Source organism: Chryseobacterium sp. StRB126 (genome assembly GCF_000829375.1).
In the GTDB taxonomy this organism is placed as follows: Bacteria; Bacteroidota; Bacteroidia; order Flavobacteriales; family Weeksellaceae; genus Chryseobacterium.
The window spans coordinates 2,672,550-2,688,897 of record NZ_AP014624.1 but is presented as its reverse complement, the minus strand read 5'-3'; the positions used below and the strand labels follow the sequence as shown (position 1 = coordinate 2,688,897).

Annotated in this window: 16 protein-coding genes; 1 reads left to right on the top strand and 15 read right to left on the bottom strand. The window is 36.5% G+C overall.

All coding sequences use genetic code 11. The features are described 5' to 3' along the window. Positions 1–54: 54 nt before the first annotated feature. The 6 genes from CHSO_RS12150 to CHSO_RS12125 form a co-directional block, all read right to left on the bottom strand. A complete protein-coding gene (locus tag CHSO_RS12150; protein ID WP_052480580.1) occupies positions 55–939 on the bottom strand; it encodes a leucine-rich repeat domain-containing protein in 885 nt (294 codons plus the stop codon). A gap of 75 nt (positions 940–1,014) precedes the next feature. Next, a complete protein-coding gene (locus CHSO_RS12145) occupies positions 1,015–2,190 on the bottom strand; it encodes an acetyl-CoA C-acyltransferase (protein WP_045496250.1) in 1,176 nt (391 codons plus the stop codon). A 262-nt stretch (positions 2,191–2,452) separates the two neighbouring features. Next, positions 2,453–2,953, bottom strand: a complete 501-nt coding sequence (locus CHSO_RS12140) for an endonuclease V (RefSeq protein ID WP_045496248.1) — start codon at positions 2,951–2,953, stop codon at positions 2,453–2,455. Positions 2,954–3,037: 84 nt separating this feature from the next. Next, positions 3,038–3,400, bottom strand: coding sequence for a glyoxalase (locus CHSO_RS12135; protein WP_045496242.1), 363 nt, complete (start codon positions 3,398–3,400; stop codon positions 3,038–3,040). After that, positions 3,397–3,846 carry a GNAT family N-acetyltransferase gene (locus tag CHSO_RS12130; protein ID WP_232509193.1) on the bottom strand — a complete coding sequence of 150 codons (450 nt, stop codon included), beginning with the start codon at positions 3,844–3,846 and terminating at the stop codon, positions 3,397–3,399. The genes CHSO_RS12135 and CHSO_RS12130 overlap by 4 nt, the downstream gene beginning before the upstream one ends. Positions 3,847–3,998: 152 nt before the next feature. Then, positions 3,999–5,039, bottom strand: a complete 1,041-nt coding sequence (locus CHSO_RS12125) for a M28 family metallopeptidase (protein WP_045496240.1) — start codon at positions 5,037–5,039, stop codon at positions 3,999–4,001. A 230-nt stretch (positions 5,040–5,269) separates the two neighbouring features. Here CHSO_RS12125 and CHSO_RS12120 point away from each other — a divergent pair, with 230 nt between their 5' ends. After that, positions 5,270–6,409, top strand: coding sequence for an aminotransferase class I/II-fold pyridoxal phosphate-dependent enzyme (locus CHSO_RS12120; RefSeq protein WP_045496238.1), 1,140 nt, complete (start codon positions 5,270–5,272; stop codon positions 6,407–6,409). Positions 6,410–6,731: 322 nt separating this feature from the next. Here CHSO_RS12120 and CHSO_RS12115 read toward each other — a convergent pair whose 3' ends face one another. The 9 genes from CHSO_RS12115 to CHSO_RS12075 form a co-directional block, all read right to left on the bottom strand. Then, positions 6,732–9,458, bottom strand: coding sequence for a sodium-translocating pyrophosphatase (locus CHSO_RS12115; RefSeq protein ID WP_045496236.1), 2,727 nt, complete (start codon positions 9,456–9,458; stop codon positions 6,732–6,734). A 321-nt stretch (positions 9,459–9,779) separates the two neighbouring features. Then, positions 9,780–10,391, bottom strand: coding sequence for an inorganic pyrophosphatase (locus CHSO_RS12110; RefSeq protein WP_045496234.1), 612 nt, complete (start codon positions 10,389–10,391; stop codon positions 9,780–9,782). Positions 10,392–10,408: 17 nt separating this feature from the next. Beyond that, a complete protein-coding gene (locus tag CHSO_RS12105) occupies positions 10,409–10,921 on the bottom strand; it encodes a hypothetical protein (protein ID WP_045496233.1) in 513 nt (170 codons plus the stop codon). A gap of 36 nt (positions 10,922–10,957) precedes the next feature. Next, positions 10,958–11,890, bottom strand: coding sequence for a phytanoyl-CoA dioxygenase family protein (locus CHSO_RS12100; RefSeq protein WP_045496228.1), 933 nt, complete (start codon positions 11,888–11,890; stop codon positions 10,958–10,960). A 74-nt stretch (positions 11,891–11,964) separates the two neighbouring features. After that, entirely contained in the window at positions 11,965–12,876 is a 912-nt protein-coding gene (locus CHSO_RS12095; protein ID WP_052480579.1) for a hypothetical protein, read from the bottom strand. Beyond that, positions 12,873–13,550: a RadC family protein gene (radC, locus tag CHSO_RS12090; RefSeq protein WP_045496224.1), complete on the bottom strand. Its 678-nt coding sequence runs from the start codon at positions 13,548–13,550 to the stop codon at positions 12,873–12,875. Before radC ends, CHSO_RS12095 begins: the two co-directional genes overlap by 4 nt. An 18-nt stretch (positions 13,551–13,568) precedes the next feature. Further along, positions 13,569–14,147, bottom strand: a complete 579-nt coding sequence (locus tag CHSO_RS12085; RefSeq protein ID WP_045496222.1) for a murein L,D-transpeptidase catalytic domain-containing protein — start codon at positions 14,145–14,147, stop codon at positions 13,569–13,571. A gap of 13 nt (positions 14,148–14,160) precedes the next feature. Further along, a complete protein-coding gene (locus CHSO_RS12080) occupies positions 14,161–14,829 on the bottom strand; it encodes an ABC transporter ATP-binding protein (protein ID WP_045496220.1) in 669 nt (222 codons plus the stop codon). A gap of 111 nt (positions 14,830–14,940) precedes the next feature. Next, positions 14,941–16,209, bottom strand: coding sequence for a dihydrolipoamide acetyltransferase family protein (locus CHSO_RS12075; protein WP_410493402.1), 1,269 nt, complete (start codon positions 16,207–16,209; stop codon positions 14,941–14,943). Positions 16,210–16,348: the final 139 nt, after the last annotated feature.

The following is a 16,348-nucleotide window of genomic DNA, read 5'->3' as shown; positions in this document are numbered from 1 at the left end:
AAAATAAACAATAAAATAAAAGTTAATTATATAATTATCAATGTGTTTGAATTATTAGAACTGCTGAATGATTTTTCTGGATTCTTGCTTATATTCTTCATATTTTTTAGTGTAAGCCTCTAATTTCTTATTGGCATCAGGCTGATTAAGCTTTATTCTGCCATCTCCTTTTCCCAATAAACTTACATACCCTTGATCTGTATAATCTATATTGATATATAAAGGCCAAGAAGTTTCATTTTCAAATCCTTTTATCAACTCAGGCTTGGCAACTTCTAAAAAAGCATATTCTGACGTGTCTAATGTTCCTCTTGGTATTCTTATCTCTAAGAGCTTTTCCAGCCTTAAAACAGATTTAAAAGCTGGAAACGAAGCTTTAAGGGTAAAAAACATAAGGCTGAGAATCTCTAGCTCCGGAAGTTCCTTCAAAAATGCAAAGTCTTCAATAGGTTGTTTCCAGTCTAATGTTCCGCTCATGTGAAGATATTTCAGGTTCTTTATTCCTCTTAAGCCATCAAAGTGGGAAACCTTTCTGAGATTTTCAAGATGCAATGCTTTCAGCTTTGGAAGATTTCGTAAAGGAGACAGATCAGAAAAGCCGGAAACATATTCCAATGATAATTCTTCTAAAGCTGTCAGAGAAGCCATAAACTCAATATCCTTAGCCCGAAAAGATTTTATTCTTAATCTTTTAAGGCTTCTCATTTCACTTATTGCTTGAATTTGTTCAGGATTAGGTTGATCCAGATTGATTTCTTCAAGGTTGGGATACTCAAAGAGCCGTTCCCAGTTTTGATGGTGCTTACTTAATGTTAAAACTTTAACCGCTCTACCATCATGAATTTCCTTATCAACAGAATAAGACGGCGTATGATGAGTGGGAATCATTTTCCAATAATGATCTATTTTTCCTAATAATCCTTCGCTTTCCTGTTTCATACCTTATATTTCTTATGGATGTAAATAATGCCCAAGATCCTTTTAGCCGTCTTTTTGCCGTATAAAAATAGGTATTTAATTCAGATTTTCAATAAGAATGGCCGAAGCCCCACCACCACCATTACAAATCGCAGCAATACCATACTTCCCTCCTTCCTGACGCAATACATTCACTAATGTTGCCATAATCCTTGCTCCGGAAGCTCCAATCGGATGTCCCATAGCTACTGCGCCGCCATATACATTTACTTTGTCCAGATCATAGCCAAGGATCTGCTGATTGGACAGAATTACAGAAGAATAGGCTTCATTAATTTCAAAATAATCAATATCAGACAGACTAAGTCCCGTGCTTTTAAGAACTTTTTGAATGGCAACTGATGGAGAAGTTGTAAACCATTCCGGGGATTGAGCGGCATCAGCATACGCTATAACTCTGGCCAATGGCTTAAGATCATATTTCTGTACAGCTTCTGAAGAGCCCAATAATAGGGCTGCTGCCCCATCGTTCAGATTGCTCGAATTGGCTGCAGTGAGCATACCATCATTTTCAAAAGCAGGTTTAAGCAGGGAAATCTTTTCAGGAATAAGTTTATCAATATCTTCATCTCTTTCTATATCGACTGTTCCTTTCTTTCCTTCTATTGAAATACTGAACAGTTCAGCATTGAATTTGTTTCCGGCAGCTGCTTCCTGAGCTCTTTGATAGGACATTAAAGCATAATCATCCAGTTGCTGCCTTGTTAAGCCGTATTTTTTAACGCCTAACTCTGCAGCACTTCCCATGTGAAAATTGTGATACACATCCCAAAGGCCATCTTTAATCAAACCATCCGTAAATGCTGTATCTCCTAATTTCTGACCTTTTCGTAGATAATTATAGTGAGGTACATTGCTCATGCTTTCCATTCCGCCTGTCATGGCAAGGTTTTCCAATCCGAGTTGAATCTGCTGTGCTCCGATCATTGCGGCCTTCATTCCGGAAGCACATACTTTATTGACCGTTGTGGCATCTTTATCTACAGGAATTCTTGAAAAAATAGCAGCCTGCCTTGCCGGCGACTGTCCTACTCCTGCACTTAGTACATTTCCCATGTATACGCTGTCTATATTTTCCGGGGAAATTAATACACTTTCATAAGTCTTTTGTATAGCCAGAGCTCCCAGCTGAGGCGCTGTAAAACCTGATAGACTTCCCATAAAACCTCCAATAGGAGTTCTTTTTGCTGCAATAATGAATGCTTCTTTCATAGTTTTGTTTATTTTAAAAAATACCAATCGGTATATTAAAGAGTAAAAAATTTTGCTCTTTCTTAATATACAAATATAATAAAATATACTGATTGGTATATTTATTAACCAAAAAAAGATGAAACTAACTTAAATGCCTCATCCTTTGGAAACTTCTGTAAGCTTGGGTAATGAAATATAGTAAGGAATTTTAACTACAGAGATTCTCCGCTGCTCTCAGAATGACAAATGTCTATTTTTGAATTTAATATCATTCTAATTTTTATTCACGGCTTAACTGATCCAGCTTTTTCAGTAAAGTAGGTATTCTGTATGGACCATGCATACGCTCAACATCTGCCCTCACCAAATCTACATCTATTCCTTTTGCTGTTACAAAAAGAGGCGTTTTGCTGTCTCCACGCAATACATTTCTTCTTTGGGAATCTGGTGTTGTAAATTCATTTTTGGCAATTCCTATTACCGGATATTTTTCCTGTAATGCTTCATAAAGATGTCCTCCCAGTCCAATTTTCCCATCATTATCAAGGGTAACATATCCGTCAACAATGATAATATCATCTTCTTTTACTACTATTTTATTCAGTAAGCTCAGAATACATGGCAGTTCTCTTTTGTAGAAGGCACCACTTTCATATGCTGAACTGATTGGTGTCTGCTCAGTAAAAATTTCGACTTCCCGGTCGGATGTCCAGTCTTCAAAAGCAATACATACGGTATTGGCATAGTCTTCATAATAGTAAGTATCAAATGCGTAAATCATTTTGTTCTAATTATACAGCCAAGATAAACCATCTATCGATAGTAAGCAAAAAGTCTATAAAAACTAATTGATAAAATTTTCAGATCAAAAAAACTCGCCAAAATGCCATAAAATCCCTGATGAATCATGTACAAAGCACTCTTTTCCCCAATGCATGGTTCTTATAGGAGTAAGTCTCACACTTTCATATTTATCTGTAAGTTCTAAAGACAAAAGCTCTTCCCAGAATTCATCTGTATTGGCAACTTCCATGAAAATCATGGTATTGTCAACCCAATCTTTTGCATAATAGTCCTGAAGATAGAAGCCTATTTCTTCTCTTATAAACAGGGATAGTTTAGGTTCAAGGATCACTTCTTCAAATCCCAGATCTTTATAAAAGTTTCTGCTTATCTCAAAGTTCAGTGCTCCGATAAAAGGTCTTATGGATTTAAGTTGTGGTCTCATCCTATTTTATTTTTCCAGTTGTCGTAGGTCATTTCAAACTTGATCTCATTTTTTCCATGGACTCCAATTTCTTTCCAACCTGATTTTCTATAAAAAGTTTCAGCTCTTGTCTGCGGCGAAGTTCCAAGCCAAACGTTCTCTTTTGTCTGTTCAAAATACCAATTGAGCATGGTATTATGAAGTTCTCTTCCCACTTTTCTGTTCTCAAAATCAGGATGTACAAATAATGCCCAGATATTCTTTTCTTGCAGATCAACAATCGAAAAGCCTACAATCTGCCCTTCTGTTTCGCCTACCCAGCCTTTTCCTCTTTCAAACATAAACAGCTCACAATCTCTGTCTGTAACCAGTCCGGGATCTGATAAGGTATTTTCCTTCACTGCATTTCTTATGACCTGAATTTGAGGGATATCTTCTAATCTGGCTTCACGGATTATTATATTCATAGATAAAAATAAATTAAGTTTTGAATATGACAAAGGTGCAAAAAAACATGTTTATCAAATTAACGTAAAGAATAATATCTATCCCTAAAAATCTGAATACATGATTCCTGCACCTCATGATGAAAGTTATAGTCTCAGTAAACTCGTTATCCTTATTTTTTATCTACCACAATTCTGTCTGCTCTGTTCGCAATGTCCCATGCAGTAGTAAAAACAAGCTGAGTTCTTTTTTCTAGTAGCTTATAATCTATTTTATCTGGCTTATCCGTTGGTTTATGATAATCTTCATGAATTCCATCGAAGAAGAATGCTACCGGAACATTATTTTTAGCAAAATTATAATGATCTGAACGGTAATATAACTGTTGAGGATCATTAAGATCATCATATTTATAGTTCAGTTCAAGGTTGTTGGTCTTTTGGTTAGCTGCCTCATTAATAACTTTAAGTTCGGAGCTTAACATATCGGAACCTATCACATACACATATTGTTTTCCTCTGTTCTCCGGATCGTCACGCCCTATCATATCAATATTAAGGTCAACAACAGTATTAGCTAGTGGAAAAACAGGGTTATCCGTATAATATTCTGAACCAAACAGACCATGTTCTTCTCCTGTTACATGAAGAAACAAGATTGATCTTTTAGGTCCTTTTCCTGCTTTTTTCGCTTCCTGAAAAGCTTTAGCCATTTCCATCACAGCAACCGTTCCACTTCCATCATCATCAGCGCCGTTATACACTACCCCATTTTTTGTTCCCACATGGTCATAATGTGCAGAAACCACCACAATTTCTTCAGGTTTTTCGCTTCCTTCAATAAAAGCCAGAATATTTTCCGAGTCCGGAAGATTACCTCCGCCTCTTTTTTTCATAAAATCCGAAGGAACTTTCTGATAATAAGATCCTAATGCCTTTGGGTGGGAAACCCCAAGACTTTTATAATAGTTAACAATATACTCTCCCGTTTTTTTTTGCCCTTTGCTTCCTGTATCACGCCCTTCCATCTCATCTGAGGCAATAACATACAGGTTTTTCTTTAAGTCCTCTGCCTTAATCATCTTGTAAGCATCGGAAAACCCTTTATCATGTTTTACTGCTACAGGATTTGCGGATACACCATCAGCAACCTGTGCCGTTCCGCAACTCGTCATCAAAGCAAGAGCCAATAACGGAATAAGTAGTTTTTTCATACTGAATAATTTTCTTAAAAATAATAATTTTTATTGAATCTGGAATATACAGGAGAAGATCCTGCAAAGTAATTTCCAACAAGCGGACACAGTGAAATCCTACAATATATCATAAGACCTCACTTTATAATATAGAATATTCATAAAACAGAAATAATACTTATCATATTTGAAAAAATAATCTCAATACAATATCATTTTTTGTTATTTTTGACTGAAATACAAAATAGATGAAAGAAATTCAAGGATTTACTCATTATTCCTTTTTTACAGAAATGTCTGAACTAGCTACCAAGCACGGAAGCTTTGACCTTTCACTGGGCTTGCCGGATTTTGATATTGATGAACGCCTGAAATCCTTTTTAAAAGAGGCTGCAGATCTCGATACTCATCATTATGAACCGCTGGCCGGAAATCCTGTATTAATCGAAAATATTATTCATTTTAACCGTAAACGGCAAAACAGTATTTCTTTACAAGCAAGTGAAATCACTATTGTACCCTGTGCAACCTTTGCTTTATATACTGCGCTTAAATCTATTTTGAATCAAGGAGATGAAGTTATCATTATTCAGCCTTCTTATTATACTTATGCTCCTTCTGTAGTGATGAATGGAGGCATTCCTGTTTATTATGACCTTGAAGGTGACTTTACCATAAACTGGGTTCAATTTAAAACCTATATTTCTGAAAAAACCAGAGCAATTATTATCAATTCTCCGCAAAACCCAACCGGAAAAGTATGGAAACAGAATGATTGGAGACAATTACATGAACTGATAAGCAACCGGGAAATCTATTTAATTTCAGAAGAGATCTACGATACTTATTGTTTTGATGAGGCCGAACATTACAGTTCATTTATTCATCCCGAGCTTAGAAACAGAACATTCTGTATCTTTTCATTTGGGAAGATGTTTTATACTTCAGGATGGAAAGTAAGTTATATGCTCGCTTCAGAAGAGTTAACAACCTTATTCAGAAATCATCAGCAATATATCTCTTATAGCGCCAATGCCCCAGCTCAATATGCCCTGGCAAAATATCTGGAAGTATTTGATACTTCGGAAAACAAAAAAATAATGCAGCGAAAACGGGATATTTTTAATCAATTACTTAAAGAAACTCCTCTTTACATTGAGCAAGAGGCTGAGGGAAGTGTTTTTCAAATTGTTAACTTCAGAAACGTTTCCAAGACCATGACGGATGTAGAGTTTTCAAAATGGCTGACCATTGATAAAAAGGTAGCCTGTCTTCCACTTTCGGCTTTTTATAATTCCAGGCAGAATTCAGATTATATCCGGTTCAGCTTTGCTAAAAAAGATGAAGTGATTATTCAGGCATTGGAGCATCTGAGAAAGAATCTATAATGGCACTAAGCTTTTACTTGCTGGTTGGACGTTGCAAAGGTGCAAAGGATTTTAAATAGGACTGCTTTTAAGGCACAGAAAATCAAAGATTTTCAGCTAAGATGACATTACGATTTGCAACGAATACACTAGTAAAATACTAATATTTAATTTTAACGATATAATTATAAAGGAAATAATTATCTATTCGTGCATTAGCAGCAATAAATAAGCACATCCAATTTTATCATGGATAAAATCTTTGCGCCTTTGCGTTACTCCAACAAAACATACCTAAAAAGCACCGCCAATGCGATGCTTTAGTATTATTTATTACTATTGATTAAAGAGCCAGAACTCTCACATCAATTCTTCTGTTTTTGGCTTTACATTCATCCGTATCATTGGCTTCACAAATTGGATGCTGCGAACCATAGCCTTCTGCTTCTATCCTATCAGCTGATATCCCCAACTCCAACAATTTCAGTTTTGCAGTCTGGGCTCTCAGGTTGGATAACTTCTGATTACTTTCTTCATTACCACTATTATCTGTATACCCTCCTAATTTTACTTTCAAATCAGGATAGGCATTTAAAATTTCTGCGATATTATTCAACTGTAGCTCATAGCCTGTTTTAAAATCACTTGATCCTGTTTCAAAATAAAGATTTTCGATGGTATACCATTTGTTAGGATCCAAAACAGCCTTATCTTTTTGATTAACGGCATTATAAAGTTGATATAATTGGCTGGTTTCCCCTAATTCTATTGTTTTTCCTCCTTTCAGTTTTACTTTTAGCAGGTTTCCAGTTTCATAAACAAAGTCTCCGCTTTCATTAAGATGACCTTTCACTTCACCAGGAACAATTGGAGTCTTAAGATCCGATGATGTTGAGACGGCGCTTGAAACGCCTGTCAAGCTTTCTATTTTTGCTTTTCTGTTGGCTTCAATTTTATCCTTATGTATCACAGCTAAAGTAGGTGCGATCACCAATGAAACAATGGACATCAGCTTAATCAGAATATTCATCGATGGTCCGGAAGTATCTTTAAACGGATCTCCCACTGTGTCTCCTGTTACAGAAGCTTTATGAGGTTCTGAACCTTTATAATAAGTCTGGCCATTGATCTCAACTCCTTTCTCAAATGATTTTTTTGCATTATCCCAAGCTCCACCTGCATTGTTCTGGAACATTCCCATCAGTACACCACATACGGTAGCTCCGGCAAGAAAGCCTCCTAATACTTCAGGGCCAAAAATAAACCCGATCAGTAATGGTGAAATAATGGCAATAGCTCCCGGTAACATCATTTTTCGGATGGATGCATCAGTAGAAATCGCAACGCATTTTTCATATTCAGGCTGTGCTTTTCCTTCTAAGATCCCAGGAATTTCACGGAACTGTCTTCTTACTTCTTCTACCATCGCCATGGCTGCCTGTCCGACAGCTGTAATAGCTAATGAAGAGAATATAAACGGAATCATTCCGCCAACAAACAGACCTGCCAGAACATCAGCTCTGTAAATATCAATACCATCAATGCCCGCAATACCAACAAAGGCTGCAAACAATGCCAGTGCAGTTAATGCTGCCGAAGCAATCGCAAATCCTTTTCCTGTAGCTGCCGTTGTGTTTCCTACAGCATCCAGAATATCTGTTCTTTCACGAACTTCTTTAGGGAGCTCACTCATTTCAGCAATACCTCCAGCATTATCTGCAATGGGGCCAAAAGCATCAATAGCTAACTGCATTGCTGTTGTGGCCATCATTCCAGCAGCGGCAATCGCAACTCCGTACAATCCGGCACATAAATAAGATCCGTAAATACCTCCTGCGAGTACAAGAATCGGAAGTAATGTTGATTCCATTCCAACAGAAAGTCCGCCGATAATATTAGTAGCATGTCCGGTTGAAGACTGTCTCACAATACTGGAAACCGGTCTTTTCCCCATCGCTGTATAATATTCGGTGATAATACTCATCAGCGTTCCTACAACCAATCCAACCATTATAGCCCCAAATACTCCCATTTTTGTAAACTCATGGCCTCTTAAGACCATTTTTTCAGGAAGAAGATAGGTTACCAGAAAATAAGAAGCAATGGCTGTTATCACAATACTGCCCCAGTTTCCTAAATTCAGTGCATTTTGTACGCTGGAAGTGGATGCCCCCTCATTATCATTGATCTTCACAAATAAAGTTCCTATCATAGAGAAGATAATTCCTGTTCCTGCAATCAGCATAGGTAAAAGAATCGGTGCAAAACCACCGAATGCATCATCAGACATTGTTTCTCGTCCCAATACCATTGTTGCCAATACAGTAGCTACATAAGACCCGAAAAGGTCGGCACCCATCCCTGCAACATCTCCCACATTATCTCCCACATTATCTGCAATAGTTGCTGGATTTCGTGGATCATCTTCCGGAATTCCAGCTTCTACTTTCCCTACCAGATCAGCTCCAACGTCTGCTGCTTTTGTATAAATTCCACCACCCACTCTTGCGAAAAGAGCGATAGATTCAGCACCAAGGGAAAATCCGGTAAGAATTTCTATGGTTGTTTCCATTTCGTGGGAATCTACTGTGGCTTCCGGTGCAAAAATCTGTTTAATAATTAAAAACAAGGCTCCTAACCCTAACACCGCAAGTCCTGCTACTCCCATTCCCATCACAGAACCTCCTGTAAAAGATACTTTAAGGGCTTTGGATAAGGACGTTCTTGCTGCTTCTGCCGTTCTTACATTGGCTTTGGTTGCGATTTTCATCCCTATAAAACCGGCTGTAGCAGAAAAAACGGCTCCTACCGCAAAGGCAAGTCCTATACTCCAGTGTGAGTTGGCATTGCTTGATCCCATTACTGCCAAAAGAATCGCTACAACGACGACAAAATAGGCTAAGATTTTATATTCGGCCTTTAAGAAGGCCATGGCACCATCAGCAATATGTCCGCTGATTATTTTCATTTTTTCATTTCCGGCATTCTGTTTACTTACCCAGTTGCTCTGAAGAAATGTATAAAGTAGAGCTACGACACCAAAAATTGGCACTAACACAAATAGATCCATAGTTTAATATTTTTTTGGTAATAGAAAATTAAATATAATAAATAATTATCATCAAAGCATTAAAAAAATCATGGACTTATCATTATTAATTAAAGAGATCCTCAAGATGAATGATTTTTTTTCTGAAAATATTGAGGATGGAATATCAAGGAGGGAGGTGGTGGAACGAAGGTTGAAAGTTGTTTTTAATTTTTAAACCATTAAGGTTTTAAGAGTATTAAGAAGAGCTTCGCTTTAAAGAGAAAACTTTATTTTCATTGCAATAAAAAAGGATAAACAGTTTCCCGTTTATCCTTTTTATATTATTTACATCAGAGAATCTTAACCTCCGAATTTATCTGCATAGTCTGTTTGAGAAGCTTTAATCACTTTTCTTGCATGTTCAGCACCATAAACCTCCTGAATTCTGCACTTTGCAGGCTCATCCGGTAGGTTTTTGTATGTTAAGAAGTAGTGCATCAATCTTTTAACTTCTGCTTCCGGTAATTCAGTAATATCTCTGAAGTGTCCGAATGCATGGTCGTTAATCATTACCGCTACAATCTTATCATCAGCTTCTCCACCGTCGATCATTTTGAAACCTCCGATTGGAATAGCTTCCATCAATAAACCTCCGGCGTGGATATTGTGAGAACTTAAAACACAAATATCAAGTGGATCATGATCTCCCATTGTAACATCCGTTGCTCCAGCTTCTACAGCAAGTCTCATCACTTCTTTATCACAATATGTTCTTGGAACAAAACCATATAAAGCAGGGATAATGTTAGAGAATTTCTGAGGCCTGTCTACTTTTAAATATCCTGTTTCTTTATCTACTTCATATTTAATAGTATCTGAAGGAACAATTTCCACAAATACGTTTACAACATTTGGCGCATCTTCTCCTGCAGAAATTCCGTGCCATGGATGTGCTTTAAAATTTGGAATCATTATTTATCTGTTATTTTTTAAGTTATTATTAAAATTTCTTTTCTTAAATCTTCTATTGTTTCAGCAATATAATCATTGCTTTCCATATAGTTCATGATGAAGATGGTTTTAAATTCATCAAGTTTCACTTCACCTTTCAACCCATCGTAAGTCTTATGAAGAAGGTCTATAATGGCATTTTTAGAGTCCACAATATTTTTCCAGGAGTTTTTCGTTACATACAACTGCTGAGAGGAATTGTATTCAAACTCTTCGTTGATCGCTTTTTCTGTAAGGAAAATAAACTCATGAACAGCCAATCCTTTATCAAACCGTTGAATCAGGTTCGAAGGCTTTATTCTGTCAAGGAACAAAGTCATTCTTTCATAAGAATGTGCTTTATTCTCTGAATTTGACTTTACGGTAAGTAATTTGAGTTCCTGGTTTTTTAGGGTTATATACGAGTGTACAAATTGTCTCAGCAAAACCAGAAAAGGAATTGCAATAATTAATGCAAATGCATAGGGTAGATATCCTGAAAGACTCGTCATAATTTTAGGATGCAAAATTACTAATATTTTCTGATATTACAGTTCAAATAATGCAGGTCTTTGTGTAACTTCATGATAACATACACTGTTTTCATCAAAAAAATGATAGACCAGGCTTTTTCTGGTTCTGTTTTTATCAGTATGACGCTCTCCACCATGAAGAATATTGGCATGCCAGATTAGCATATCTCCTTTTTTTGCTCTGAAAACTTCTTTTTTCAACCCTAATTCTCTGACTTTGTTTTCCAGAAATTCTTCATAAGCCTTATAGCTTTTCTTCCCTATTTTTAAAGTTGTTCCTTCATTATCGTAATCTGAATTCAGGAAATAAGGTAATTTATGGCTTCCCGGTATATAATGTAGAGCGCCATTATTTTCATCAACATCTTCTAAGGCAATCCACACCCCTAGAAGCCCGCCCAACGGGAATGTTGTCATATGAATACTATCGGAATGGGTTTTCTGCTGGCTTCCGTTAATAAAGTTGATACTTTGAAACAATTTGGCTTTACCATCAAGCAAAACAGACAGAAACTCCAGCAAATTTTTATCGATTCCGATATTTCTAATAATTTCAGAATAATGAATGGCAAACATGAGCTTTCCGCCATAACGGAATTTTAATGTTCCGTCTTTCATCAGTTTTTCAATCTCAATATTGATATTTTCTGCGGTTTCCGGGCTAATAAAATTTCTTAGAATCATGTATCCGTTATCATCATAGCGAAGAGCACTTTCCTTATTTTCTGCTGATAAATCTTTAAAAAAAGCAGTGGATGAGAGTTTTTCTTCAGTAATACTTCTTTCTGTCTGAGGAAGATGAGCAAAATCCTTGCTTGAAATGCTCGAATAGTACCTCTTTTTGATCCCGTATTTTTTATATAGTGGAATATTATGCTTTAACTTACTTTTTTTAAAGAAATTATAAAGCATATAGGATAATTTATAATTACGAACTTGCTGTAACATAACGGTTATTATAAGTTTTATAAAGGTACGGAATAATACTAAATTAGAACCAATCTAAACAATGCTTTTTATCATTAAAAAAGTCTTCCTTTTGCCACTAAAGACCATAATTTTTTGAAAAGATCTTTTTTTGAACGCTCTATAGTCCTATAAGGTTTCAACTCCGGTCGGAACCCTCTGAAAAATTCTTCGATATTCGGAATATCTCCTCCTTCAAAGTCAAAGATATTGGTTTCAATGGTTTCTTTAATCACCCGGTCAATCAGTACAGAAGCTCCAGATAATTTCACATATTCTTTATCACTGAAATTTCCCAAAAGAGCCACCATACCACAGTCTGAATAAGTAGCAATAACGTTGATTATTTTTCCCTGATAATAAAAAGCAAGAAAATTCAAATATTTCAGATGATAGAAGGTTTCATAAATCTCCATAAAACCGGACAGATCACTTTCTTTACTCAATCCTATAATATTGGATTCTATAAAAGACTTCACTTCATCATAAGAAACAGTTTTCAGTTCCGACACATCCCAAACCTCCTGATCCAGCCTAAGCTTTCTCTTCCTTTTAGGTGAATATCCAGCATATACCTTTTCATAGGCACCAGGATAAATTAAAAAATTTTTCTTTATTCTGAGCTCTGCACGAAGTTCATTACTGTCATTAAAAGGGTAAGCTCTTATCAGATAGTGACTTTCCAGATAGTCCAGAAATTTTTCATTAAGATTCACATCATCTTTACGGGAAAAAACTCCCAGCTGCTGACAAAGTTTAGGATTATGAACGATTTTTACTCCATATTTTTTCACGAAAGGCACAGGCATTACTGCTTCATAATCATTGTATACAAGGATCTCCCATTGATTAGGTGTAGTGGTATCTAAAAAATCCTTGGTTGCAGAGTATTTTCTTTGCTCAGAATTTTCTAAACATTGAGAATATTTTACAAAATCAATTTCATGGTATTTCAATCTTCTAATCATAATAGTCCTGCATCCGAAAAGCTAAAATATGAATCTTGTGTAATGATAATATGATCCAAAAGCTGGATGCTTAATACTTTTCCCGCTTCTTTTATTTTTTGGGTGATGTTAATATCTTCTTTACTTGGCTTGAGACTTCCTGAAGGATGATTGTGGGCAATAATAACTCCTGTTGAAAAATGTTCAAGTGCTGTTTTAAACAATATTCTTACATCCACAATAGATTGGCTTATTCCGCCTTGTGTTAGTTGCGAAGTGTGGATTACTTTATTGCTGTTATTCAGAAAGATAGCCCAAAACTCCTCCGTCCTTAAGTCGGATAATTGATTTTTCAGGATTGAATAAGCGTCATGGCTGTTTCCAATAACCGATTTTTCTGGGATTTGCTGCCCAACTCTCCTTCTTCCGATTTCCAAAGCTGTAATAATGGAAATGGCTTTCGCCTCTCCAATCCCGTTAAATTTCATCAGCTCTTTAACGGAAAGCAAACTTAGCTGATTCCAATTATTATTGACGGATGCCAAAATTTTTCTGGCCAGTTCCAATACACTTTCTTCTCTGTTTCCACTTCCCATAATAATGGCTAAAAGTTCAGAATCTGAAAGTGCATTCTTACCTTTTTGTAAGAACTTTTCCCGAGGTCTGTCGTCTTCTGCCAAAAATTTTAAGGACATGGAATTAAATATAAAAGATTAATAGAAAGTGTATAAGATAATCGATTTCTCTGAGTTATCAATATATTTTGCCGTTTCTTTAAAAGCATTGATGGAAAGCATCGGGCAGCCTAAACTCAAAGATGCTGGCTTCTCGGATTCTGCATCAGGAACACTGCTAAAGGAATGAAGAACAATAGCCCTCTGCATAGCATTATCATTGGTAGGATCCAGTCCTTTTAAACGGTAAGCTTTCCCAAATTGCCCCACATAACTTCCGCCAACTGCATATTTCCCGAGAGAAGACTGATAAGAGCCTTCAATATTACTGAACTTCAAAGCATCTGACCCTGAAATTACAGATCCTGAACCATGAGCTACAATAGCTTTTTGTACGATTTTATTATTCTTCAGGTTGTAAACGAAGTAACGGTATTTTCCTGATGGAATTTTAAAGTTAATAAAGATGGCCAGATCCTGATTATAGTCTTTATTTTTAATAAATTTTTTAATTTCTGAAATCCTAGATTCAGGTATCCCTATTCCTTCTGCCTGCTGAGATTCAGCTTTTGAGCAGGAAACTAAAAGTATAAAAAGAAAAATAAAGTGTTTCATCATCTGTGTAAGAAAGCTATTCTATAATCATTCCATCCTTCATGACAAGCTTACGGTCCGTAATTTCTGCCAGATTCGGGTTATGGGTAACAATCACAAAGGTTTGATTATACTTGTCTCTAAGGTCAAAAAACAGCCTGTGAAGGTCATCCGCATTTTTTGAATCCAGGTTTCCCGTAGGTTCATCAGCAAAGATAATTTTCGGTGAATTGATTAAAGCTCTTGCAACAGCTACCCTTTGCGCTTCTCCACCGGAAAGCTGGTTGGGTTTATGATTTAGTCGTTGTTCAATTTTAAGATCCTCAAATAAAGCATGTGCCTTTTCCATAGCCTCTCTTTCATTAGCGCCTGCAATTCTGGTAGGAAGTAAAACATTTTCCAAAGCAGTAAACTCAGGAAGCAACTGATGAAACTGAAATACAAAACCGATATTCTGATTTCTGAATTTTGATAACTGCTTATCATTCATATTAATAAATGATTCTCCTGCAATTTCGATTTCAGTATCATATTTCCCGGATTGAGAAGGAAGATCCAAAGTTCCTAAAATCTGCAGCAATGTTGATTTACCTGCTCCGGATTCTCCTACAATAGAAACCACTTCCCCTACTTTGATGTGAATATCAACTCCTTTCAATACTTCTAAATTCCCATAAGATTTATGGATATTTCTTGCTTTAATCATGATTCAAAAATAGTAACATATTGTCGATTTTACAACAGATAATACCAACAATATTGATATTAAAACAAAAAACCTCCCGATTGGGAGGTTTTAGTATAAATCTTTTAGAAATTACAGTAACAAAGTTAATGGATTTTCTAAATATGTTCTTAAAGTTTGTAAGAATTGAGCACCAGTAGCACCATCTACAACTCTGTGGTCACATGCTAATGAAAGCTTCATTGTATTACCCACTACGATCTGACCATTCTTAACGATTGGTTTCTCGATGATTGCTCCTACTGAAAGGATGGCAGAGTTTGGCTGGTTGATGATACTTGTAAATGTTTCAATACCAAACATTCCAAGGTTAGAAATAGAGAATGTAGATCCCTCCATTTCGTTAGCCTTAAGACCTTTACTCTTAGCTCTTGAAGCCATATCTTTTACAGCTGCAGAGATTTGAGTGTAAGACATTTGATCTGTATTTTTCAATACAGGAACTACCAATCCGTCAGGAATAGCAACTGCCACTCCAACGTTGATATTTCCTCTGTGGATGATCTTATCACCTGCCCAGCTTGAATTTACTTGTGGGTGTTTTCTTAAAGCAATTGCTGTTGCCTTAATAATCATATCATTGAATGAAATCTTCGTATCCGGAATAGAGTTGATCTCTTTTCTAGCTTCGATAGCTTTATCCATGTTGATTTCAACCATTAAATAATAGTGCGGAGCAGAGAACTTACTTTCAGAAAGACGTTTTGCAATAATATTTCTTACCTGAGAGTTTGGAGTCTCAGTATCTTCTCCCTGAACAAAGTTTACAGCAACCTGAGCAGCAGCACTTGCAGCCGGAGCTGAAGCAGCTGGTTTTGCAGCTGGCTGATAGTTTTCAATATCTTTTTTAACGATTCTTCCGTTTTCACCTGAACCTTGAACACTGTTAATGTCAACTCCTTTATCCTGAGCCATTTTTTTAGCTAATGGAGAAATTGCCACTCTGTCTGAAGATGAATTGTTAGCAACCGGAGCTGCTTTTTCTTCAGTTTTAACTTCTGCTTTTTGTTCCGCTGGTTTCTCTGATGCCGGAGCAGCAACTTTAGATGCTCCTACTGCTGAAACATCAGTTCCTGCAGGGCCAATAATAGCCAACACAGTATCAACCGGAGCAGCACCACCTTCTTCTACACCTTGCTTCAATAGTACTCCATTGAATTCAGATTCGAAATCCTGTACCGCTTTATCTGTTTCAATTTCAGCAAGAAGATCACCTTCTTTTACTGTATCACCTACATTTTTGTGCCATTTAGCAACTTTTCCTTCCGTCATTGTATCAGAAAGTCTTGGCATTGTAATCACTTCTACTCCTGCCGGAACTTCTGCTGAAGCAGTTTCCACAGTTTCTGCCTTAGGCTGTTCTTCTGATTTTTTTTCTTCAGCAGCTGGAGCAGCAGCCCCACCAGTTAATCCTGAAATATCTTCTCCTTCATTACCTATAATTGCTAAAACAGAGTCTACAGCAGCTGCAGCACCTTCT

What these genes read in the sequence shown, in the direction of transcription:
- CHSO_RS12100 (WP_045496228.1), bottom strand. Translation starts at nt 11,890, where the DNA reads ATGTTACAGCAAGTTCGTAATTATAAATTATCCTATATGCTTTATAAT.
- CHSO_RS12110 (WP_045496234.1), bottom strand. Translation starts at nt 10,391, where the DNA reads ATGATTCCAAATTTTAAAGCACATCCATGGCACGGAATTTCTGCAGGA.
- CHSO_RS12120 (WP_045496238.1), top strand. Translation starts at nt 5,270, where the DNA reads ATGAAAGAAATTCAAGGATTTACTCATTATTCCTTTTTTACAGAAATG.
- CHSO_RS12095 (WP_052480579.1), bottom strand. Translation starts at nt 12,876, where the DNA reads ATGATTAGAAGATTGAAATACCATGAAATTGATTTTGTAAAATATTCT.
- CHSO_RS12140 (WP_045496248.1), bottom strand. Translation starts at nt 2,953, where the DNA reads ATGATTTACGCATTTGATACTTACTATTATGAAGACTATGCCAATACC.
- CHSO_RS12105 (WP_045496233.1), bottom strand. Translation starts at nt 10,921, where the DNA reads ATGACGAGTCTTTCAGGATATCTACCCTATGCATTTGCATTAATTATT.
- CHSO_RS12115 (WP_045496236.1), bottom strand. Translation starts at nt 9,458, where the DNA reads ATGGATCTATTTGTGTTAGTGCCAATTTTTGGTGTCGTAGCTCTACTT.
- CHSO_RS12135 (WP_045496242.1), bottom strand. Translation starts at nt 3,400, where the DNA reads ATGAGACCACAACTTAAATCCATAAGACCTTTTATCGGAGCACTGAAC.
- CHSO_RS12080 (WP_045496220.1), bottom strand. Translation starts at nt 14,829, where the DNA reads ATGATTAAAGCAAGAAATATCCATAAATCTTATGGGAATTTAGAAGTA.
- CHSO_RS12130 (WP_232509193.1), bottom strand. Translation starts at nt 3,846, where the DNA reads ATGAATATAATAATCCGTGAAGCCAGATTAGAAGATATCCCTCAAATT.
- CHSO_RS12085 (WP_045496222.1), bottom strand. Translation starts at nt 14,147, where the DNA reads ATGATGAAACACTTTATTTTTCTTTTTATACTTTTAGTTTCCTGCTCA.
- radC (WP_045496224.1), bottom strand. Translation starts at nt 13,550, where the DNA reads ATGTCCTTAAAATTTTTGGCAGAAGACGACAGACCTCGGGAAAAGTTC.
- CHSO_RS12150 (WP_052480580.1), bottom strand. Translation starts at nt 939, where the DNA reads ATGAAACAGGAAAGCGAAGGATTATTAGGAAAAATAGATCATTATTGG.
- CHSO_RS12125 (WP_045496240.1), bottom strand. Translation starts at nt 5,039, where the DNA reads ATGAAAAAACTACTTATTCCGTTATTGGCTCTTGCTTTGATGACGAGT.
- CHSO_RS12145 (WP_045496250.1), bottom strand. Translation starts at nt 2,190, where the DNA reads ATGAAAGAAGCATTCATTATTGCAGCAAAAAGAACTCCTATTGGAGGT.